The organism is Streptomyces sp. NPDC002209, from assembly GCF_042890265.1.
GTDB lineage: Bacteria > Actinomycetota > Actinomycetes > Streptomycetales > Streptomycetaceae > Streptomyces.
Genome location: NZ_JBIARX010000002.1, coordinates 187439 through 208381 on the forward strand (window position 1 = coordinate 187439; position 20943 = coordinate 208381).

The 20943-nt window shown below is 69.8% G+C and carries 19 protein-coding genes; 10 read left to right on the forward strand and 9 right to left on the reverse strand.

Features of this window, described 5'->3' with window-relative positions:
• Window positions 1-4 precede the first annotated feature (4 nt).
• Entirely contained in the window at window positions 5-1114 is a 1110-nt protein-coding gene (locus ACFYXK_RS05750) for a ferritin-like domain-containing protein (protein WP_389409975.1), read from the reverse strand.
• Window positions 1115-1283: 169 nt separating this feature from the next.
• Between ACFYXK_RS05750 and ACFYXK_RS05755 the strand changes: the two genes are divergently transcribed.
• The 3 genes from ACFYXK_RS05755 to ACFYXK_RS05765 are packed head-to-tail and all read left to right on the forward strand — an operon-like array spanning window position 1284 to window position 3245.
• Complete coding sequence (locus ACFYXK_RS05755) at window positions 1284-2213, forward strand: diiron oxygenase (protein WP_389409976.1); 930 nt, start codon at window positions 1284-1286, stop codon at window positions 2211-2213.
• A gap of 29 nt (window positions 2214-2242) precedes the next feature.
• Entirely contained in the window at window positions 2243-2959 is a 717-nt protein-coding gene (locus tag ACFYXK_RS05760; RefSeq protein WP_266663779.1) for a TetR/AcrR family transcriptional regulator, read from the forward strand.
• A 10-nt stretch (window positions 2960-2969) separates the two neighbouring features.
• Window positions 2970-3245, forward strand: a complete 276-nt coding sequence (locus ACFYXK_RS05765; protein WP_383504419.1) for a hypothetical protein — start codon at window positions 2970-2972, stop codon at window positions 3243-3245.
• 15 nt (window positions 3246-3260) lie between these two features.
• On the opposite strand, the gene ACFYXK_RS05770 is transcribed toward ACFYXK_RS05765, so the two are convergent.
• From ACFYXK_RS05770 to ACFYXK_RS05780, 3 genes are all read right to left on the reverse strand, one after another.
• Window positions 3261-4532 carry a histidine kinase dimerization/phospho-acceptor domain-containing protein gene (locus ACFYXK_RS05770; protein WP_389409977.1) on the reverse strand — a complete coding sequence of 424 codons (1272 nt, stop codon included), beginning with the start codon at window positions 4530-4532 and terminating at the stop codon, window positions 3261-3263.
• Complete coding sequence (locus ACFYXK_RS05775; protein ID WP_389409978.1) at window positions 4529-5293, reverse strand: hypothetical protein; 765 nt, start codon at window positions 5291-5293, stop codon at window positions 4529-4531. Before ACFYXK_RS05775 ends, ACFYXK_RS05770 begins: the two co-directional genes overlap by 4 nt.
• A gap of 111 nt (window positions 5294-5404) precedes the next feature.
• The gene (locus ACFYXK_RS05780; protein ID WP_389409979.1) at window positions 5405-6007 is read right to left on the reverse strand and encodes a hypothetical protein; all 603 of its coding nucleotides are present in this window, start codon (window positions 6005-6007) and stop codon (window positions 5405-5407) included.
• Between the two features lie 182 nt (window positions 6008-6189).
• On the opposite strand from ACFYXK_RS05780, the gene ACFYXK_RS05785 reads away from it, so the two are divergent.
• Entirely contained in the window at window positions 6190-7062 is an 873-nt protein-coding gene (locus ACFYXK_RS05785) for a nuclease-related domain-containing protein (protein ID WP_389409980.1), read from the forward strand.
• 64 nt (window positions 7063-7126) lie between these two features.
• Here the strand turns inward: ACFYXK_RS05785 and ACFYXK_RS05790 are convergent, their stop codons facing one another.
• Window positions 7127-8257, reverse strand: a complete 1131-nt coding sequence (locus ACFYXK_RS05790; RefSeq protein WP_389409981.1) for a Ku protein — start codon at window positions 8255-8257, stop codon at window positions 7127-7129.
• 31 nt (window positions 8258-8288) lie between these two features.
• Between ACFYXK_RS05790 and ligD the strand changes: the two genes are divergently transcribed.
• Both ligD and ACFYXK_RS05800 read left to right on the forward strand, forming a co-directional pair.
• Complete coding sequence (gene ligD, locus ACFYXK_RS05795) at window positions 8289-9188, forward strand: non-homologous end-joining DNA ligase (protein ID WP_389409982.1); 900 nt, start codon at window positions 8289-8291, stop codon at window positions 9186-9188.
• On the forward strand, window positions 9188-10102 hold the full coding sequence (locus tag ACFYXK_RS05800) for an ATP-dependent DNA ligase (protein WP_389410241.1): 915 nt from the start codon (window positions 9188-9190) through the stop codon (window positions 10100-10102). The genes ligD and ACFYXK_RS05800 overlap by 1 nt, the downstream gene beginning before the upstream one ends.
• A 96-nt stretch (window positions 10103-10198) precedes the next feature.
• Here ACFYXK_RS05800 and ACFYXK_RS05805 read toward each other — a convergent pair whose 3' ends face one another.
• Window positions 10199-10600 (reverse strand): DUF6479 family protein, encoded by a 402-nt coding sequence (locus ACFYXK_RS05805; protein ID WP_389409983.1) that lies wholly within the window; start codon window positions 10598-10600, stop codon window positions 10199-10201.
• A gap of 143 nt (window positions 10601-10743) precedes the next feature.
• Here ACFYXK_RS05805 and ACFYXK_RS05810 point away from each other — a divergent pair, with 143 nt between their 5' ends.
• Entirely contained in the window at window positions 10744-11067 is a 324-nt protein-coding gene (locus ACFYXK_RS05810) for a plasmid stabilization protein (RefSeq protein WP_389409984.1), read from the forward strand.
• Between the two features lie 22 nt (window positions 11068-11089).
• Here the strand turns inward: ACFYXK_RS05810 and ACFYXK_RS05815 are convergent, their stop codons facing one another.
• A complete protein-coding gene (locus ACFYXK_RS05815; protein WP_389409985.1) occupies window positions 11090-12070 on the reverse strand; it encodes an XdhC family protein in 981 nt (326 codons plus the stop codon).
• A gap of 238 nt (window positions 12071-12308) precedes the next feature.
• Between ACFYXK_RS05815 and ACFYXK_RS05820 the strand changes: the two genes are divergently transcribed.
• Together ACFYXK_RS05820 and ACFYXK_RS05825 are read left to right on the forward strand one after the other, a co-directional pair.
• Window positions 12309-13589 (forward strand): alpha/beta family hydrolase, encoded by a 1281-nt coding sequence (locus ACFYXK_RS05820; protein ID WP_389409986.1) that lies wholly within the window; start codon window positions 12309-12311, stop codon window positions 13587-13589.
• Window positions 13590-13871: 282 nt separating this feature from the next.
• Entirely contained in the window at window positions 13872-14600 is a 729-nt protein-coding gene (locus ACFYXK_RS05825; RefSeq protein ID WP_389409987.1) for a hypothetical protein, read from the forward strand.
• Window positions 14601-14703: 103 nt separating this feature from the next.
• Here the strand turns inward: ACFYXK_RS05825 and ACFYXK_RS05830 are convergent, their stop codons facing one another.
• Together ACFYXK_RS05830 and ACFYXK_RS05835 are read right to left on the reverse strand one after the other, a co-directional pair.
• Window positions 14704-15978, reverse strand: a complete 1275-nt coding sequence (locus ACFYXK_RS05830) for a glycosyltransferase (protein WP_389409988.1) — start codon at window positions 15976-15978, stop codon at window positions 14704-14706.
• Entirely contained in the window at window positions 15975-16478 is a 504-nt protein-coding gene (locus ACFYXK_RS05835) for a tetratricopeptide repeat protein (protein WP_389409989.1), read from the reverse strand. The genes ACFYXK_RS05830 and ACFYXK_RS05835 overlap by 4 nt, the downstream gene beginning before the upstream one ends.
• Before the next feature lie 1407 nt (window positions 16479-17885).
• Here ACFYXK_RS05835 and ACFYXK_RS05840 point away from each other — a divergent pair.
• On the forward strand, window positions 17886-20597 hold the full coding sequence (locus ACFYXK_RS05840) for an NACHT domain-containing protein (protein WP_389409990.1): 2712 nt from the start codon (window positions 17886-17888) through the stop codon (window positions 20595-20597).
• Window positions 20598-20943 lie beyond the last annotated feature (346 nt).

Consider the following 20943-nt stretch of genomic DNA (forward strand, 5'->3'; position numbering starts at 1 on the left):
GTTCCTATGCGGGATCCGCGCCCTCTGCGATCGCCGCCTCCACCTCGGCCACCCGCTCCGCCTCCTCCGCCGCGAAGCGTTCGCGGTCCAGGGCCTCGGCGATCTCCTCGTCCTGTGTCATCAGCAGGTCCAGGTTGGAGTTGCCCATCTCGAAGACGCCCATGTCCAGGTACGCCTTCTGCAGCCGCTCGCCCCACAGCCCGATGTCCTTCACGCACGGCACGATCCGGCTGAACAACAGTTTGCGGAACAGGTGCAGGAACTCCGACTGCTCGCTGAACTCCTCGGCCTCCTTGCGGGAGATGCCGAAGTTCTCCAGCACCTCCACCCCGCGCAGCCGGTCCCGCATCAGGTAGCAGCCCTCGATCACGAACTCCTCGCGCTCACGCAGCTCGGCGTCCGTCAACTGCTTGTAGTAGTCGCGCAGCGCCATCCGCCCGAACGCCACGTGCCGGGCCTCGTCCTGCATCACGTACGCCAGGATCTGCTTCGGCAGCGGCTTGTCGGTCGTGTCCCGGATCATCCCGAAGGCGGCCAGCGCCAGCCCCTCGATGAGCACCTGCATGCCCAGGTACGGCATGTCCCAGCGGGAGTCGCGCAGGGTGTCGCCGAGCAGCCCCTGGAGGCTGTCGTTGATCGGGTAGAGCATCCCGACCTTCTCGTGCAGGAAGCGGCCGAAGACCTCGGCGTGCCGGGCCTCGTCCATCGTCTGGGTCGCGGAGTAGAACTTCGCGTCCAGGTCCGGCACCGACTCCACGATCCTCGCCGCGCACACCATCGCACCCTGCTCGCCGTGCAGGAACTGGCTGAAGTTCCAGGCGGCGTAGTGCCGGCGCAGCTCGCCCTTGTCCTTCTCCGTGAGTCCGGACCAGTGCCGGGTGCCGTAGAGGGTCAGCGCCTCGTCCGGGGTGCCGAGCGGGTCGTACGGGTCCACCTCCAGCTCCCAGTCGATGCGCTTGGCGCCGTCCCACTGCTTGTCCTTGCCCTTCTGGTACAGGGCGAGGAGCCGCTCGCGGCCGCCGGCGTACTCCCAGCTGAAGCGGGCCGCGCCGGAGGCCGGAACCTGCCAGACGTCCGCGCCCGGGTCCTTGGTGTAGAGCTCGTGCGTCGACACTGACGCCCCCTCGGCTCGTGTACTTCCGTACAGGACTGGATGGTTGGCAGCGTCACACGTTGGTAGACGCGGGGTCAACAAGTCGTGCGCAGGGGATTGACGGTCTTGCTGACAAGCAGTCTCATAAGTGATGACCGCCGGTAACCCGATGAGCGAGGTATCCGAAGCCATGACGACCGTGACCGATCGAGGCGGGCTGCAGGACGCGCTCGGCCTCCTCAAGGACCGCGAAGAGATCGCCGCACGACTGCTCGAATCCTCGGCCAAGCACTCCTTCGACCCCGACAGGGAACTCGACTGGGACGCCCCGCCCATCGACGGGAAGTACTACTGGCCGCCCGAGCTGCTCTCCCTCTACGGCACCCCGCTGTGGAAGAAGATGGGCGAGGAACAGCGCATCGACCTCTCCCGCCACGAGGCGGCGGCCCTCGGCTCGCTCGGCATCTGGTTCGAGATCATCCTGATGCAGCTGATGGTCCGGCACATCTACGACAAGTCCCTGACCAGCAACCACGTCCGCTACGCACTCACCGAGATAGCCGACGAGTGCCGCCACTCGATGATGTTCGCCCGCATGATCCAGAAGGCCGGCGCCCCCGCCTACCCGGTCTCCCGCCTCAACCACAACCTCGCCCGCATCCTCAAGACCGTCTCCACGACCCCCGGTTCCTTCGCCTGCACCCTGCTCGGCGAGGAGATCCTCGACTGGATGCAGCGCCTCACCTTCCCCGACGAGCGCATCCAGCCCCTCGTGCGCGGCGTCACCCGCATCCACGTCATCGAGGAGGCCCGGCACGTCCGCTACGCCCGCGAGGAACTGCGCCGCCAGATGCTGACCGCCCCGCGCTGGGAACAGGAACTCACCCGCATCAGCTGCGGCGAGGCCGCCCGCGTGTTCTCCCTGGCCTTCGTCAACCCCCAGGTCTACGACAACGTCGGCCTCGACCGGCGCGAAGCCGTCGCCCAGGTCCGGGCGAGCGGCCACCGCAGCGAGGTCATGCAGACGGGCGCCAAGCGGCTCACGGACTTCCTCGACGACATCGGCGTGCTGCGCGGGGTCGGCCGCAGGCTCTGGAAGAGCTCGGGACTCCTCGCCTGAACCGCCTGTTTCGGGGCTACCCTGCGGGCATGACGACCGTACGCGCGTACCGCAGGCTGAGCGTCGAGGAGCGGCGGGCACAGCTCCTCGACGCCGCCCTGTCGCTGTTCGCGCACCGGGCCCCCGAGGAGGTCTCGCTCGACGACGTCGCGGAGGCGGCGGGCGTCTCGCGACCCCTGGTCTACCGCTACTTCCCGGGCGGCAAGCAGCAGCTGTACGAGGCCGCCCTGCGCTCGGCGGCGGACCTCCTCGAGCAGTGCTTCGCCGAACCGCAGGCCGGCCCCCTGACCCAGCGGCTCTCGCGGGCGCTGGACCGCTACCTGGCCTTCGTGGACGAGCACGACGCGGGATTCTCGGCGCTCCTCCAGGGCGGCAGCGTCGTCGAGACCTCCCGTACGACGGCCACGGTGGACGGCATCCGCCGGGCGGCGGCGCAGCAGATCCTCTACCACCTGGCCGTCCCGGCCCCCGGCCCGCGGCTGCGGATGATGGTCCGCACGTGGATCACGGCCGTCGAGGCGGCCTCCCTCATCTGGATCGACGAGGGCAAGCAGCCGGACGTCTCGTCCCTGCGCGACTGGCTGGTCGACCAGTTCATAGCCCTGCTGACGGCGACGGCCGCCACCGACCCGGAGACCGCCGCCGCGGCGCGGGCCGCGCTGGCCCTCGAATCGGCGGACGGCCCGGTCGGGGTCCTGGCCCGACGCGTGATCCCCGTGGTCTCCGAGGCCGCCCACCTGCTGTGACACTGGTGGGGTGAGAAGCGAACCCACCCCCTTCGAGGGCGGCCCGATGGACGGCCGGGTCCTCCCGATCCTCGTCGGTCCCACCGGCCACCCGCCGAAGTGGTACGAGATCCCGGTCCCGTCGGCCGACGGGAGCCCCGCGACGGTCCTGCTGTACGAGCGGGTCCCGGCGGGCTATTCGAAGCGGCTGCACCTCCAGAAGGGCTGGAAGTACACGTACGCCCCGTCGGGTCAGAAGCCCAGGGTCCGCTGGCCCTGGAGCAAGCCGACCCCGCCGCCGGCCTGATCCACAAGACACCCCCTAGGTCCCCGGGGGCGCGGGCGGGGCCGGGGGCTCCGGGAGGGTCAGGACGGCCAGCGCCCCGCCGCCCCGCGCGCCCCGGAACACCAGCCGTGCGCCGATGACCTCGGCCTGCCCCACCGCGATGGTCAGCCCCAGCCCGTGCCCCTTGCCCGCCCCCACGCCCCCGGTCCGGAACCGCTGGGGGCCGTGCGCGATCAGGTACTCCGGGAACCCGTCCCCGTGGTCCCGTACGGTCACCACCGGCCCGTCCACCGTCAGCACCACCGGCGGCCGCCCGTGCTCGTGCGCATTGGCCACCAGGTTCCCCAGCACCCGCTCGAGCCGCCGCCGGTCCGTCTCCACGTGCGCGTCCCGGACGATCACCACCTGCGTCTGCGTCCCGGACGCCCGCACCACACGCCGCGCCAGCCGGCCCAGCTGGTGCAGATCCGTCTCCACCACCTCGCGCCCCGAGTCCAGCCGCGAGATCTCCAGCAGGTCCTCCGTCAGCCCCCGCATCGTCCGCACCCGCTCCTGCACCAGCTCCGTCGCCCGCCCCGGCGGCAGCAGCTCCGACGCCGCCTGCAACCCGGTCAGCGGCGTGCGCAGCTCGTGCGCGACGTCCGCCGTGAACCGCTGTTCGCTCAGCAGCTTCGCCTGCAGGGTCCCGGCCATCGTGTCGAGCGCGCCCGCCACGGTCGCCACCTCGTCCTGGTGCCGCGAGGGGTCCTTGGTCCGCGGATCGTCCACGCGCGCGTCCAGGTCGCCCTGTGTGATCCGCCGGGCCACGGTCGCCGTCTGGTGCAGCCGCCGCGTCACCCGGGTCACCGCGAAGGCGCCCACCAGCAGCGTCCCGCCGATCGCCAGCACGGACGACCAGATGATCGCGTTGTCCAGGCCGTTGATGGTCCGCGCGCTCTGGGCGTAGTCGACGGCCGTGGCCAGGGCCTTCCCGTCCGCCGGGGTCGCCGCCCACATCGTCGGGCGGCCCTCGTACTCGGCCACCATCGTCGCCCGCTGCCCGGACACCGCCAGCGCCCGCAGCGCCGGCGGCAGCCCCGCCGGATCGAGCCCCGAGTCGGGCGGGAGGGCCTCGCCGGCCTCGTACTCCCGTGCGACGTCGGTCAGTTTGTCGAGGGCCTTCCCGCGCGCCGTCGCCACCGTCTGCCGGGTCACTTCCACGTGCACCAGCGCACCCAGAGCGGCCGCGAGGGAGCAGCACATCACGACGATGAAGCACCCCGCCTTCCACGTCAGCGTGGCCGTCCAGGCGGGCAGCCGCGCCGTCACGGCGTCCCCTCCGGGGAGGGCCTCAGCGGCCGCGGCGGGGACGGGGAAGCGGAGGGGGCGCTCCCCGGCAGCCGTACGATCTGCTCGCGCGCCGGCAGCATCGTGCGCTGCTTCCCGTCCCAGGACCACGCGGTGGTCAGCTCGTAGCCCGGGTTGCCGCTCGGCACCCGCAGGATCACGTCCTGCCCGGCCAGCTCGACGCCGACCACGGTCTGCGTCGTCGCCATGATCCGGTTGAGGCGCCCGTCGGGGTCGGCCGTGTACACGCGTACGGACATCATCCGGTCCGGCATCTCGATGCCGACGACGAGCTCGTCCCGGCCGTTGCCCGTCAGGTCCCGGTAGTACGGCGTCAGCACCGGGCACGTCCCCGGCGGCTGCCCCGCCTGCCCGCACGCCTTGATCGCGGCGACGGTCTGCGGCGGCATTCCGTCCGGGCCGACGTCGGCGTCCGGGGTGGCGCGCAGCTCCGCCTGGACCAGGGCCACCGGGTCGACCTCGTGCACGTTCTGGTTCCGGACGGGCGCCAGCCCCTGTACGTACACCGGCGGCGCACCCTCCGGATCGGCGGGCGGTACGGAGGCCCCCTTGCGGTCCGGCCACAGCCGTACGGGCCCGCTCGCGGTCGGGGTCGCACCGGCGGCCACCGGCCCGCCGGTGTCCCCGCAGCCCGCGAGCAGGGGCAGCAGCGCCAGGCCGAGCAGGGCGGGCAGGGCGGCGCGGGCGCGGGCGGCGGTGGCCGGGAAGGATGGCGAACGCAAGCCGACCGGGCCTCCTCTCCCACGGGTCCACATGACGCCTCCTGACGTCACTCAACCTTATGCGGAGATTTGCCCCTTTTTGTGAGAGGGGGCTCCAGGGCTCCGGGCGGATCAGCCCTCGGTGCGGCCGCGGCGCAGCATGGCGAAGCCGAGCCCGGCGGCGCCCACCGCCGCGATACCGCCGCCCGCGGCGAGCAGCAGCACGCCGTCACCCGGCCCGTCGGCCAGCGTGTCCAGGGTCCCGGAGGCGACCGAGCGGGCGTGCGAAGCCGAGGCCTGGACGACCCGCCCGTCCCGGGCTGCGGTCTTGTACCGGTCGGCGCCGGGCGTACCGATGTCGGCGCCGCTCCCGCCCGTGCCGCCCACCCAGGAGGACAGCCGGCCGTCGGGCCGCAGCGCCACGTGCAGCGGGCCGGAGCCGCCGACGCCGACGGTGCCGTCACCGCTGGTCAGGGTGGCCGCCTTGGCGCCGTCGGCGGCCAGGACGTCGGCCTGGAAGCCGCCCTCGGCGATGCGGTAGACGTTCGCCTTGGACGTGCCGTCCGCGAGGGCGAGGCTCTTGACCAGGGTCCGGGGCGCACCCGCGGAGCGCGCGGCCGAAGCGGCGGGCACCCCTTCTGCGAGGGCGGCCGCGGCGGGCAGCCCGAGGAGGGTTCCGGCGCAGACGGTCACTGCGGCGGCTCGTACGAGAGTGCGGCGGTTGACGGTGCTCACGGGAAATCCTTAGGTCCGGTCCAGGTGCGACCAACCTAGGAGCCCGCTGTGTCGGTACAGCGATGAGCGTGTAACAGGAACCCGGCAGAGTCCCGTAGAAGCTGTTACGTGACCGAGAACTCCACCGGGGGATTGCCGCGGGGCACCCGGGCTGCTCCCATGTACGGCGGGGGGTGAGGTCCATGCGGGGACTCAAGGTGCTGCCGAGCGGCCGCCCCGGCCGTGGCCGGCTCTACGTCAACCTGCCCGACGGCCAGGCGGTGGCCTGGTACGACCGGCAGACCAACCGGATCAGCGTGCTCGCCGACCAGCACCGCGAGGCGGTCCTGGCGGCGTTGCGCCCGTACCTGGCCGGCCCGTACACGGTCGGCCCGCCGCCGGTGCCCACGCCCGCGGACCTGCGCAGACTCGCCCTCCTGCCGGACGAGGACCTGGCCCCGAACCGCCCCGGCGAAGCCCTGCTGGGCGAACTGGAACACGGCTCGGCGGGCAGCCGGGCCCGGCACCGGCTCCGCCAGGACCTGACGGCCCAGCAGCGCATGGGCGACCTGCTCGACTCCCTCGAGCCGGACGACTGGCGGGTCCTGCACTCCGTGCCGCTCCCGGGCCTGGGCCGCATGGACCACCTGCTCATGGGCCCGGCGGGGATCTTCTGCATCCGTACGCTCCCGGGGCGCAAGCAGCGAGCGGCCGTCGGCGACCTGCTGCTGACGGTGGGCCGCGCCGAGCCGCGCCCGGACCCGCGCTGGATCCGCCGTGCCGCCGCCGCGGCCACCCGGGCCCTGGCGGCCCCGGTGCTCCCGGCGCTGGCGCTGGTCGACGCCTCCCGCATCGAGGTGGCCCCGACGGTCCGCGACATCCGCATCCTCGAACCGGCGACGACCCCGGCGCATCTCGCCGCGGCGCCGACCACGCTCAAACCCCCGGACATCGAAGCCCTCTTCACCCAGGCCCGCTCCGTCCGGACCTGGCTCCCTGCGCACCTCTACGGCCCGTACCGGGCCAGCCGCGGCACCGCACCGACGGGCCCGCGCCCCCGCAGAACCGGCGCGTAGCGGGTCCCCGGGCCGCGGTGGAAAGGCGGGGCGGGGAGCGGCGGCGCACGCCACGCCACGCCCCTCAGGCCGACGTCCGCTTCCGCGGAGCCGCCTTCTTCGCCGATGCCCCCGCCGCGGTCGACTTCTTCGTCGAAGTCCCGGCCCCGGTCGCCTTCTTCGCCGCAGCGGCAGTGGCCGTCTTCGAAGTGGACTTGGTCGCAGCCGACTTGCGCGACGCGGTCTTCTTCGTACCCGACGCCGTCTTCTTCGCCGCAGCCGTCGACGCAGTCGACTTCTTCCCGCCCACCGCCTTCGGCGACGCCGCGGCCGCCGTCTTCCGGCTCCCGCCGCTTCGCCGGATCGGCGTGACCTCCGCCTCCGCCTCCGTCTTCGCGTCCGCGTCCGCGGCGGCCGCGGACGCGGACGCCTCCCCCCGGGACGCCTTCGCCGCCCGCACGCTCTTCTCCAGAGCCGCCATCAGGTCGATCACCTTCCCGCCGGCCGGCTCCACCTCCGCCTCCGCCGGAGGCTCGAACGCCCCCTCCGACTTCGCCGAGATCATCGCCTCCACGGCCTCCCGGTACTCGTCCGTCAGCGAGTCCATCTCCACCTCGCCCAGCGTCGCCATCAGCGCGTCCGCCAGGTCCAGCTCGGCCTCCCGTACCGAGACCTTCCCCTCCGGAGCCACCCCCTCCGGCGCCCGGATCTCATCCGGCCAGAGCAGCCCGTGCATCGCGATCACATCGTCGACGACCCGCAGCATGCCCAGCCGCTCCCGCCCCCGCAGCGCGTACTTGGCGACCGCGACGCGCCGGCTCCGCTTCAGCGCCTCCCGCAGCAGCGTGTACGGCTTCGCCGCCGTCGGCCCGTTCGCCGCGAGGTAGTACGCCGCGTCCATCTGCAGCGGATCGATCTCGTCCGCCGGGACGAACGACACGATCTCGATCGTCTTCGCCGTCGCGATCGGCAGCTGCGCGAGGTCCTCGTCCGTGATCGGGATGATCGACCCGTCCGCCTCCTCGTACCCCTTGCCGATCTCGGCGGTCGCCACCTCCTCCCCGTCCAGCTCGCACACCTTGCGGTAGCGGATCCGCCCGCCGTCGCCCAGGTGGATCTGGCGAAAGGAGATCGAGTGGCTCTCGGTGGCGTTCACGAGCTTGATCGGAATGCTGACCAAGCCGAAGGAGATTGCCCCGTTCCAGATGGATCGCACGGTTCCTCCCGTTTCATGGCAGTCTCATCGTATGACGCCGATCACCATGGTGGAGGGGCGTCGCATCCCGCTCTCCAACCTCGACAAGGTCCTGTACCCCGAGACCGGCTTCACCAAGGGCGAGGTGCTGCACTACTACGCCACCGTCGCGCCTTCGCTGCTGGCCCACATCCACAACCGGCCGGTGTCGTTCCTGCGCTACCCCGACGGCCCGGACGGCCAGCTCTTCTTCACGAAGAATCCGCCGCCCGGCACGCCCGCCTGGGTGAAAACCGCCCCGGTGCCCCGCTCCGAGGACCTGGCCGCCGAACAGGTGGTCGTCGCGGACCTGCCCTCCCTCATGTGGGCCGCCAACCTCGTCGTCGAGTTCCACACCCCCCAGTGGCCGGCGGGCAGTCCGGCCGTCGCCGACCGGCTGATCATCGACCTCGACCCCGGCGCACCCGCCACCGTCGTCGAGTGCTGCGCCGTCGCGCTGTGGCTGCGCGAGCGCCTCGCCGCCGACGGCCTGGAGGCGTACGCCAAGACCTCCGGCTCCAAGGGCATGCACCTGGCCGTCCCCCTGGAGCCGACCCCGTCCGACCGGGTGTCGGCGTACGCGAAGGGCCTCGCCCAGGAGGCCGAGCGCGAGCTCCCCGACCTCGTCCTGCACCGCATGGCCAAGGCCCTGCGCCCCGGCAAGGTCTTCGTCGACCACAGCCAGAACGCCGCCGCCAAGACCACCGCCGCCCCCTACACGTTGCGGGCGCGGGCCCGGCCGACGGTCTCCGCCCCCGTGTCCTGGGAGGAGGTCGCGGCCTGCCGCATCCCCTCCGACCTGGTCTTCCTCGCCGACGACATCCCGCCCCGGCTCGAGCGCGACGGGGACCTCTTCGGCCCGCTGACCGACCCCGGCCGGGCCCGCCCGCTGCCGAGGAAGGCCGGGCCGTGATCCGCGTGGCCCTCGCCGCCACCGTCCGCACCCTGCCGCGTGCGGCCGGCCTGGCGTACGAGCCGAAGTTCGACGGCCACCGCCTCGTGGTGGTGCGCACCGCCGAGGACGTCGTACTGCAGGCGCGCTCCGGCCGTATAGTGACCGCCGCCTTCCCCGATCTGGCCGCCGCTGCCCGGCAGTTGCCCGCCGAGACCGTCCTCGACGGCGAGGTCGTGGTCTGGCACGGGGGCCGTACGGACTTCGCGCTCGTCCAGCGGCGGGCGGCGGCCACGGCCGCGCGGGCCCGCGTACTCGCCCAGAGCCTGCCGGCCTCGTACGCGGCGTTCGACGTGCTGGAACTGGCAGGGCTCGACCTGCGCGGACGCACGTACGAACGCCGCCGCGCGCTCCTGGTCGACCTGCTGCTCCCGCTGGGCCCGCCGCTCCAGCCGGTCCCGATGACGACCGACCCGGAACTGGCCGCCACCTGGTACGAGACCCTGCCCGCCAGCGGCATCGAGGGCCTGGTCGTCAAACGGCTGGACCAGACGTACCCGGCGGGCCGGCGCGGCTGGCAGAAGCTGCGGCACACGGAGGTGCGGGACGCGGCGGTGGTCGGCTACACCGGCACCCCGCGCCGCCCCCTCGCGCTGGTCCTGGTACTGCCGGTCGGGGACGAGACCCCGCTGGTGTCGAGCCCGCTGACCGCCGCGCTGCGCGCGGACGTGGCGGCGGCACTGGCCTCGCGGGCGGCCCCGGCCGCCGGGCCCGCCCGCGCCGGGGCGCCGGCGGGCGGTGCCACGGTCACCGCGATCGGACTCGGCGAGGTCCCGTTCCGCCCGCTCGACCCGCCGCTGACGGCGGAGGTCCGGCACCCCTCGACCGCCCGGCACCCGCCGCCGGAGGTGCTCAGGCTGCGGACGGACCTCTGACGCCCGTGACGCCTCCGACGCCGTGACTCCTCTGACGCCTCTGACCTGCGCCGTGGGGTGGCGCAGGTCAGAGGTGGCCATGTGCGCCGGACCGGGTCAGGCGTTCCCGCTCGGCTTGTACACCGGGGGCTCACCGTGCGGGGGCTGCTGCGGCCCCGGGTACTGCGGCGGGTTCCGGTACCCCGACTCCCGCTCGGCCCGGTCCTCCTCCTGATGACTGCTCGTGGTGGAGCCGAAGTTCCCGTAGCCCTGCATCTCGTGCGGGCGCAGCCCGCCCTCGGGGATCTCCACGGCCTCGCGCTCCTCGCGCACCTCGTAGACCGCGCCGCCGTTCGGCAGGTGGGGCTGGCTCTCGGCGGTCGGCGGCGGGGGCTCCTTGGCCCGGACCCGCTGGCCCAGTTTGAAGGCGCCGAGCAGGAAGCCGACGACGACAATCCCGACGACCAGGAACCACGCGATGTTGGCCAGCGTCTGGTCCAGACTCAAGGTCACGTCCATACGTACTATTTTCCCGCACGAGTTCGGGTTTCACCCGAAAGCCCGGAAGATCCTCCTATCTGCGTACCGGGCGACTACCGTGCCGGATCAGGGGCAGACGAAGGGGCGACCGCCCCGACAGGCACCCCGGAAGGAGCCCGGAAATGCCGCGCGGATCTTCACCCAAACGAGAACGCCAGTACGAGCACATCAAGGAGAGCGCCGAGGAGCGCGGCGAGTCCGAGAAGCGGGCCGAGGAGATCGCCGCACGGACCGTCAACAAGGAACGGGCCCGGGCGGGCGAGTCCAAGACCGCCAGCAGGGAGTCGCTGGTGGACATGGACTCCGCCCGGCGCGGCGGCCTGCACTCCCACTCGGGCACGCAGGGGCCGACGTACGAACAGCTCTACGCGGAGGCCAGGCGCCGCAACATCCACGGGCGCTCCGACATGAACAAGACCCAGCTCAAGCGCGCGCTCGGCAAGTAGACCGCGCGCTCGGCAAGTAGACCTAGCGCAGCGGCCCGTCGGAATCGCGCAGCGCCCGGACCTCGTGGCCCCCGAGCACGGCCAGGATCTCGGCGCAGATGGCCAGCGCCGTCTCCGCGGGTGTCCGGGCCCCCAGATCGAGCCCGATCGGCCCGTGCACCCGCGCCAGTTCCGCCTCGGACGCCCCGGAGGCGATCAGCCCCTCGCGCCGCCGCGCGGTGGTCTTGCGGGAGCCGAGGGCGCCGACGTACGGAATGCCGAGCGCGAGCGCGCTGCGCACGGTCGGCACGTCGAACTCCGGGTCGTGGCTCAGCATCACCAGGCAGGCGGCGTCCCGGCGCGCGGCCAGCAGCTTCTCCGCCTCGGCGACGGAGCCGACGAGGCCGGCGCCCCACCCGAGCAGCAGGGCCTGCGCCTCGATGATCCCGGCGAGCTCGCCGCCCCCGCCGATGAGGACGTACGGCGCGGAGGGGTACGCCTCCACGAACACCAGCCCGTGCTCCCCGTACAGCGCGTCACGCCCCGGCCGGCGCGTGGCCAGCAGCTCGCCGGCCCGCCGCTCGGCGTCGTTGGCGGGCACGTCGACGGCCCGTACGACCTCGCTCACGGCCTGCTCCGCCTGCTCGTCGAGCCGGGTCACGAGCGCCACCCCGACGCCCTCCCCGAGCAGGTCCCACCACTCGGCGGGTACGGCCGCCAGGGGCTGCAGCAGGATCTCGGCCCGCCCGCCGCAGGTCAGTTTCGCGTCGGCCGCCTCGTCGGCCCCCACCGAGACGTCGCAGACCCGCGCGGTGGCACCGGAGGGCATGGCTCCGGCCTCCGCCACCAGCTCGGCGTCGAAGACCCCGCGGTACAGGGCCCCGACGCAGTCCCCCCGCGCATCGACGAGCAGGGCCCCGGCGGGATCCCGCGGCCCGAACCCCTGCTCGGCCACGGGGCGGGCCAGGAACCCGGCCCGCCCCTCGGCCATCCACTGCCGCGCCGTCTCCACCAGCTCACGCATCGCGCCGCCCCATCCTCGTCGTCAGAGCCCGCCCCAAAGCACCTGGTCAGCGGCGCAACGCGGCCTCACGGCCAACCTACGCACGCACCCCACCCCTACCCATCCCCCAAAACCCACAGACCCGGACCCACCTCCCTCGTACAGACCACCGGGACCGGACCGCCCGGTGCCGACTTGCACGCGGGCGCCGGGAGGCGTTGTTTCGAAGTACGGCAGAGAACGTTGGGGATGACCCGGAATGCTCTTCACGGACCGCGACGACGCAGGACGACGACTCGGCACGGCGCTGCGGACGTACGCGGCGGACGGGCCCGTCGTCCTCGGGCTGCCCCGGGGCGGGGTCCCGGTGGCCTTCCACGTGGCGCACGCCCTCGGCGCCCCGCTCGACGTGATCGTCGTCCGCAAGCTCGGGGTCCCGTACCAGCCCGAGCTGGCGTTCGGCGCCATCGGCGAGGGCGGCGTACGCGTGATCAGCGAGGACATCGTCCGCCGCGGGCGGCTCAGCCCGCAGGACATCGCCTCCGTCGAGCAGGCGGAGCAGTCGGAGCTCACCCGCCGGGCCGCCCGCTACCGCGCGGACCGGCCGCAGCAGGACCTCCACGGCCGGACGGTCATCGTGGTGGACGACGGCATCGCGACCGGCGCCACCGCGGCGGCCGCCTGCCAGGTCGTACGGGCGCAGGGCGCGACCAGGGTCGTCATGGCCACCCCGGTGGCCCCGCCGGACGCGCTGGCCAGGGTGGCCGCGGTGGCCGACGAGGTGGTCTGCCTCTCCACACCGCCGGGCTTCTCCTCGGTCGGCCAGTGGTACCGGGACTTCTCCCAGACCCCGGACGAGGAGGTCGTCTCCCTCCTCACCCTGGCCGTCCGGCAGCCACCCGCCACGACGGAGGCCGTCGCGGTCTTCGCGGCGGGCCTGCACCTCCCCGGCGACCTCACCCTCCCCCCGGCGGCGAGGGCGGTGGTCGTCTTCGCGCACGGCTCGGGCAGCAGCCGGCACAGCCCCCGCAACCGGCAGGTGGCCACGGCCCTGAACCGGGCAGGCCTGGGCACCCTGCTGTTCGACCTGCTCACCCCGGCCGAGGAGGCGGACCGCGCCAACGTCTTCGACATCGGGACCCTGGCCGCCCGCCTGACCGACGCCACCGCCTGGCTCGCAACGCGCACGTCGGCCCCGGTCGGCTACTTCGGCGCGAGCACGGGCGCAGCAGCCGCGCTCGCCGCGGCGGCGTCCCCGGGCTCACCGGTATATGCGGTGGTCTCCCGGGGAGGCCGCCCGGACCTGGCGGGCCCTCACCTCGCCGCGGTCCGGGCCCCCACCCTCCTCGTGGTCGGCTCGGAGGACTCCCTCGTCCTCACCCTCAACCGCGAGGCGCAGGCCGGGCTCCGCTGCGAAAACCGCCTGGAGATCGTCCACGGCGCCACCCACCTCTTCGAGGAACCGGGAACCCTCCACGAGGTGTCGACCCTCGCGGAACACTGGTTCACCACTCATCAGCCGACCGACCCCATGCGCTGAGGAGCGGCTCGGTATTTCTCCGAAGGGCAGTCGGAATTCACCGAGCGGGCTGTCGCACGTTTCCCGCGGCTGATTCCCCTAAAGGCCGAACCTGCCCGAATGAAATGCATTGAGGCCGCCCGAGTGATCCTCGCCGGGACATGCGCAGATGTGTGATCAATTGATCGCCGAGAGTCAACAATGACTTCGTCCGTAGCCAGAGGCGAGGTGCCGCGCATTCACATGGGGCGCGCAGAGTGCGCGCTCGGGCGTGACCCCTCCAAGCTCGTGAGGAAGATTCTCTTGAGTCAGCGAACGACCCGAATTACGCGCCTGAAGACCGCCACCCTGGTTTCGGCCGGTGTGCTCGCCGTGGCGCTCAACGTCGTCCCGACCACGACGGCCATCGCCGATGCGATCGACAGGTCGGGCACCGGCAGCTCCGTGGCGCTGCCCGGCCCGGCCGGCGTCATGGGCGGCGGCGACCACGGCGGCAACCGTGGCCCGCAGGGCCCGCAGGGCAAGCAGGGCCGACCGGGCCACCCTGGCCGCCCGGGTGTTCAGGGCCCGCAGGGAGCCCAGGGAGCCCAGGGAGCCCAGGGAGCCCAGGGAGCCCAGGGTGCTCAGGGCGCGCAAGGTGCTCAGGGAGCCCAGGGTGCACAAGGCGCCCAGGGTGAGGGAGCCCAGGGTGCTCAGGGCGCGCAAGGTGCTCAGGGAGCTCAGGGAGCTCAGGGAGCTCAGGGTGCTCAGGGAGCCCAGGGTGCTCAAGGCGCCCAGGGTGCCCAGGGTGCCCAGGGCAGCCAGGGTGCGACGGGCACGGTGACCACCTACGTCAACTTCGCCATCGGTGCCCAGGGCACGGCGACCGCCACGTGCAACCCCGGTGACCTCGCCACTGGCGGCGGATTCCAGTCCGACAACGGCAACGTGCGCTTCAACGGCCCCATCGGCAGCCCTCCCAACGCGTGGCAGGCCTCAATCACGGCCAACCAGCCGGTCACCGCTTTCGTGGTGTGCGTCGACCAGCCGTAGCTCCCTGTGAGCGGCGGTCAACACCGACTGTCCGCTTCTGCGGAGACTGAACGACGGTGCCCCGGGGCCTCGGCCCCGGGGCACCGTCGTGTGTGGCCTGCGCCTAGACCAGCAACGGTCCGCCGCAGCGTGCGGCGCCCTCCTTCATCGCGATGAGGTTGGCGACCACGTACGAGATGTCGTTCTTGGAGTGCCAGTCGGACGGGAAGTAGGTGACCAGCCGCGACGACTGGAAGCGGGCCTCGATGCTGGGCACGAACGCCCGGTACTGCTCGTCCGTGTAGTACCAGAAGGAGTTCTCGTTGTAGTACGCGACGTGGGTCGGGTCCTGGTACGCGCCGCGGCCGTCCGAGCTGGGCGTCATGGTGAGGAGCATCCCGCCGGGCGCGAGCAGCCGGTACATCTCGTTGATCAGCGGCACCTTCGCGGGCACGTGCTCGAGGAAGTCCACCGCCCGCATCAGGCCGACGGAACCGTCGGGCAGGTCCAGCTTCCCGGGCAGCGTCGCGACGATGTCGACGCCCTTCCCCGGGTACTGGTCGACGCCGAGGTAGCCGGGGGGCTTGCGGTGGGCCGCGCCGAGGTCCAGCGCGAGCAGTCCGCGCCGGTGGGTCCAGGCGAGGGCGTTGGCCTCGATGTACCTGTCGTACAGGACGACCGTCTCGCGCTGGATGTGCGCGTTGATCTCGGGGTCGCTCTGGGTGTTCGCGGGGTGCACCCGCTGGAGGTACAGGCAGCGGTTGATGTGGTGGAAGTCGCCGATGTGGAACAGCCGGCACATCAGGTCCTGGTCGTCCAGGACCGTGCGTGCGGCGTCGTATCCGCCTGCCTTTTCGTAGGCGTCCTTGCGGAAGGCCCGCACGTGGTTGGGCGCGTACCAGATGTAGGCGACGTTGTGCGGGGTCGGCGCCATGGAGACGATCTGCTGGAGCTTGCGCCCGTCGACGTCCACCTCCTCGTACTGCCAGCCGCAGGCCTCGTCCCAGCGCGAGTCGTCCCGGCCGCCGTCCTCGGTGATCTGCGCGGTGTTGCTGTAGACGAAGACCGCCTCGGGGTTCTCGTCGAACGCCGTGCCGAGCTCCGCCAGGCACGACGTCGCCAGCAGGTCGTCGTGGTCGAGCTCCACGAGGATCTCGCCGCGCGCCAGTTCGCAGGCCCTGCGCTTCGCCGCCCCGACGCCCCGGAGATCGTCCGCGATCTCCACGCGGACCCTCTCGTCGGGTTGCTCCGGCCGCCACCGGGCGCCGTTGTTGAGCAGGACGATCCACTCCCAGTCCGGGCAGGTCTGCGCCTGGAGGGTCGCCAGGCACTCGTCGAGGAAACGGGGCCGGTGGCTGGGGGTGAAGACGGAGAACCTCGGGGTCGCGGTCGACGTCATCTGGTGCTCCCTGCTGGGGTCGATGGCGGTGGGGGGCTTGCGAATTCCCGGAACCGTTCCGGTACTTGGGAGCGGAGCAAGGGATCGGCCGCGACGGCGCGACGGAACGCGCCGCCGGCCTCGTCGGTACGGCCCTGGTCCGCCAGGATGTATCCGAGGTGCAGATGGGCCGTGGCCGCCTTCGGATCGGCGGCGATGGCGCGCTTGAGGAGGCCGGCGGCCCGGTCGGGCTCGGTCGGCTTCAGCAGGATCGCCTCGTTGAAGAGGGCCGACGTGAACGACGGGTCGATCTTCAGGGCCTTGTCGTAGGACGCGAGGGCGTCGGCCGCCTTGCCGTCCTGCTGGGCGATGACCCCCAGGTTGTACCAGGCGAGCTTGTTGCGGGGATCGAGCTCCACCACGCGCCGGAAGGTACGGGCCGCCCCTTCGGAGTCGTGGCGGCTCTCCTGGATAAGGGCGCCTTGCAGCAGTGCATTTGCCTCTTGGGTCTTCAGGTTCACCGACGGGCTCTTGGATTCCGGGGCGGCTGTCGAATGGGACTGAACCGCCCAGGCGGCCACCCCCGCACAAACCGCAGCCGCGCCGGCGATTCCGGCCCACCATCGCCTTCGTTTCACTCTGTCACATCTCGTGGAATCGGGAGGGGCGGAGATGCGGGCAACAACCCCCGACAGCGCCGAAGGCCGAACCCCCATCATTTCCACCGACGTTACGAGCCCGCCCGTGTGATGCCGCCGTATGGCAGGCAATTGGGATGCAAGACCACTCGAATGTACGCATGAATGAACCGGTGCGCCGAAATGAATTCCGCGAATTGCCTTCAGGGGTAAGCCGGTTGGGTCCGCCTCCCGACTCGGTGGCCGCGCAGCGGGCTCGCGCACCGCCCCTCGCCCACGGAAGCCTCCGCCGCCCCCGCACCGGGCGCAGCGCGCGGGCCCCGGGCCCGGTACGCGCCCGCAGGACAGCAGACGCAAAAAGACCCCGTCCTCAGCGTTGCCGCTGATGGCGGGGTCTTCGGGCACTTCCTGCGAAGTGCCCCCGGCAGGATTCGAACCTGCGCACACGGCTCCGGAGGGCATGTTGGGGACTGGCCTCGCCACCCGCGTGATCTGCAGCCTTGCGATTCGCAGGGTCAGCGTCGCGCTTTCTCACTCGCCGCTCACTCGCGGGGGCCCCTATGGCAGCGAGACGCACCTCTGCTGATGCCCTGACGCGCTGACTGTCGAATAGTCTGATCTTAGGTGTCGCGGTGCGGCCAGGCGCTTAGAAGAGACTGCCCCGTTCATGCTTTAAGCGGCCCTGACCTGCCGCTTAGCGGGTCGAGACCGCCGTTCTCCAGGCGCGTCCCCGCGTATCCACCGGAGGCACAGGTTCCGGTGCGCCTGAAGGCGGCAACATCCACCTGCGCTGCCTTGTCGGCATCTGCTTTGTAAGCTCGCCCGCCCTTCCCCCTGGCCACGCGTCCGAGTGGCCAGCCTCCCGTAGAAGCGTCCACTGCGTGTGTCGTGGCCCTCCCCTGTGTGACGGCGTTGCCGGCACACGTTGCCGTCATGGCCAGAGTCCACAGCGGCACGTTGCCTCAACCGTGGCCCGGGAAGCGCGCCCTGGGACTATCGCTGACGCCTCTGACCAGGGCTTCTGATTAGCTTCCTTGAGGAGGGGGCAAGTTGCCTCACCCAACTTATTAACGCCCCGGGCGCATTTGCTGAAGTTCGTCCGCACGCTGGAGTGCCTGGCGTAGCCTGCCTTCCACTAGTACTGAACGCATTGGGGGGACTGTGCCGGACCCGATCACTACAGGCGTTGTGTCGGCGGCGGGCTCGGCCGCGGGGCGGGCAGCTGGCCCTCTCGTGCTAGGCGGCGCCAGGTCACTTCTTGAGCGCCGGGCGCTAAAGAAGCGCGCCGAGGTGGCAACGTTCGAGGGTTCAGCTGAAGTCGAACGGGCACTCGCCGATATCTCGGCAGCCGACCGCAAGAAGATCCTCGAATTCACTAAATCTGCAGAATTCGACAACATTTGCTTTCAGGTGGCAATTGCGGGATGCATGCCACGGAATCCTGAGCAGCACTTGCGGCAGCTGCGCGATACTTTCGAGCGCCTGTTGCGACGATATGCCGGAATGCCTGATTTCAATATTGAGGTAGTCGCCCAGGCGCTCTTCAGTGAAGTGTGTGCAATTTCATGGAGAGAAGTCAAAAAACATCAGCATGATCGCGGCATCGATAAACGATCACTCACCCCCGAGTTGATCGCTTCCCATATTGCCGCAGCGGCTCGAAATGGAGAGATCCACGCACAACTCTCCAGCCTATCTTCCATCGATTCATTCGCCGATCTACTCTCACAGCAGTGCACTAAAGTGCACGGCAAAATGAGGCCTGCACAAACCGAGAGTGGGGCACGGGTCCCCTTTGGTGACCTGTACGTTGAACCTCACCTTGATTTTGAGCGTGAAAAAGGATCAAGGCGGGAAGGGACTAGCGTTAGAGAACTACTCACGCAGACAAATAGACTAGTCGTATTGGGAGACCCTGGAGGCGGGAAAACAACACTGGCGCTAAAGCTCGCATTGGATGTTTCCATGGGGCGTGGGACATGCTCGGCTCGCCAGGTACCTCTTAGGGTAGTTCTTCGAGAGTACGTCGGACATTTCAAGGCGAACCAAGAATCGATTGTTGAATTCCTGGAGAAGCAAGCTAAGGCTTCCTACTCGACACCAGCGCCGCAAGGTGCGATCGACTACCTCCTCCTTAATGGGCGTGCGGTTGTAATATTCGACGGTCTCGACGAGCTTACGGACACAAGCCTCCGCGCGCGAGTCGTGGACGCCGTGGAAGCGTTCGCTTACGCCTACCCGACAGCACCAATCCTCGTAACGTCGCGTCGCGTCGGGTACGACATGGCGCCGCTCGACGAGCACCTATTCACTTCGTCTCATCTGTCACCCTTCAATACATCTCAACAGCGAGAGTACGTCGACAAGTGGTTTTCTCGCGTACGTGGCGGTGTGATTGAGAGTGGGATGGCGGAGCGCTTCTTGGTTGAATCGCAACACGCTCCCGACCTTACCTCGAATCCGTTGATGCTAGGGCTTATGTGCGCGCTCTACCGCGGCGAAGGGTACATCCCGAGAAATAGGCCTGACCTGTTCCGCCGCTGCTCTGAATTCCTCTTTGAGCGCTGGGACGCTTCACGGAACATCTCCGCAGCTCAGCCGTTCGAACGTAACATCCAATTTGCGATGTTTAGCCTCGCTCTCAGCATGCTGCGTAACTCGGAAAATGGCCTGGGTATGACCGAGCGCGAACTAATCCGCTACACATCGGATTTCCTGCTGGTCCAGCAATATGAGGACCGTGACAGTGCTGATGCGGCTGCCGAGGCATTCGTGAAGTACTGTCGCGGCAGGGCTTGGGTCTTGACTGACGTCGGAACCCACCCAAATGGGGAGCGCATCTATTCTTTCACGCATCGCACCTTTCTTGAGTATTTTTCAGCGAGGCAGATCGTCAGAGACAGTGGAGATGCTGCGAATCTATTTCTCGCATTAAGGGAGCATCTCAAAAATGAGTCTTGGGATGTTACGGCGCAACTTGCCGTTCAATTCCTTGACGAGCGACTAAGTGACGCGGCAAACGACTTCGTTTCCCTAGCTCTTGCCGAAGCAAGGAGAATTAGAGAGGCGGCGCCAAAAGAAGCTCTCGTCAGTTTCTGTGCCCGCCTGATGGAATTTCTGCAACTGAAGCCGGCAGTGGTACGCGATGTCATCACTGAAATGCTCTCTTTGAGCGCGCCGAACCGTCGTCGAGTAGGCGGCACCGACGCGATGAGCGCTGCATGGTCAGGCGTTACTATGTGTGCCACTGAGACTCGTAGAGTAGTTGTGGGTGCACTGCTGGGGGCCGAAGCACGCGAGCTCGCCACTTTCGCCTCAATGGCCTGTTCAATTTCTATGAGCGAGTTCGTACCGAGGCATGCAAGCGTCGAAGTAATGGATTTTTGGTCTGCGTCCGACAGGTCCAATGCGAACTTGCTGCGTGAGCAGCTAGCGAGTGCGGCACAGACGGAAATGTCAGCAGCGGCCTCTGCCGTATTGTTTGGCATTGTGGATATCTCTGACGCCTTGAAATGGCATGGAGTTGAGGTGATCACGACATCGGTCATCTACTCGGCGCGTCCAAGCTTCCCGCGCAATATGCTTCGCGTTCTCGCCCATCCAATTAGGCGTTGGCGGCATGACGGTATTGAATCAATCAGGACCAAGGTATTGGAGCGTCTGCTTGAAACGCCGCTTCCTTGGCTCGATGGTGTGCAGCGCTTCCTCGTGTACACCAAAAAGCTGCCGTCCGATCCTGACGCCCTGAAGTGCAGCCTGCTGAGCTGGATGCTCGGCGTCGAGCATGATCCGCGTGATCGAGACGGCGACTATTTGAGTGCGCACGAATTCTTCGCCTATGTTGCCGAGAGGCGTCGGACGGGCACCCCCGATGATCGCTTTGATGCGTGGAAACGCGACCTTGGAAGCGATCTGTCAAATCTCACTGAAAAGTGGATGCGCCGCGAGGTATCGCTTTCCACAGGACGTCGTTCGCCTAACGCAGACGGCGACGAGCTGTAGGGGCCTGGAAGCACAGGATGGGCGTGCGCACCAGTACCTGGCCGACAACGAGGGCTCTCCAGCGGTTCATGCGAGTCTTAAGAGCGACGTCGGGAGCGGACAGGGAGATCAAGTGTCGGAGCAGGTCAGTCCTCGCGGGACCTTCTTGAGGGTCGCTGACGCGCTGAAGGTCCAGATCGCGTCTACCCCGGAGATGACCGAGTTGCCGTCACTGTCGCAAGTGACGGACGCCTATGGCGTCTCACGGGGCGTGGCGCTCAGGGCGTTTCAGGTGCTCCAGAGGGAAGGGGTAGCCGAGCCGGTGCCCGGTGCCCGATGGCGCGTAGTCCGCGAAGGGCAGAGTGCG

Bases quoted from the DNA above. Each gene is read 5' to 3' on its own strand.
- ACFYXK_RS05830 (WP_389409988.1), bottom strand. From the start codon at position 15,978: ATGACGTCGACCGCGACCCCGAGGTTCTCCGTCTTCACCCCCAGCCAC.
- ACFYXK_RS05805 (WP_389409983.1), bottom strand. From the start codon at position 10,600: ATGGACGTGACCTTGAGTCTGGACCAGACGCTGGCCAACATCGCGTGG.
- ACFYXK_RS05810 (WP_389409984.1), top strand. From the start codon at position 10,744: ATGCCGCGCGGATCTTCACCCAAACGAGAACGCCAGTACGAGCACATC.
- ACFYXK_RS05815 (WP_389409985.1), bottom strand. From the start codon at position 12,070: ATGCGTGAGCTGGTGGAGACGGCGCGGCAGTGGATGGCCGAGGGGCGG.
- ligD (WP_389409982.1), top strand. From the start codon at position 8,289: ATGACGCCGATCACCATGGTGGAGGGGCGTCGCATCCCGCTCTCCAAC.
- ACFYXK_RS05820 (WP_389409986.1), top strand. From the start codon at position 12,309: ATGCTCTTCACGGACCGCGACGACGCAGGACGACGACTCGGCACGGCG.
- ACFYXK_RS05755 (WP_389409976.1), top strand. From the start codon at position 1,284: ATGACGACCGTGACCGATCGAGGCGGGCTGCAGGACGCGCTCGGCCTC.
- ACFYXK_RS05785 (WP_389409980.1), top strand. From the start codon at position 6,190: ATGCGGGGACTCAAGGTGCTGCCGAGCGGCCGCCCCGGCCGTGGCCGG.
- ACFYXK_RS05760 (WP_266663779.1), top strand. From the start codon at position 2,243: ATGACGACCGTACGCGCGTACCGCAGGCTGAGCGTCGAGGAGCGGCGG.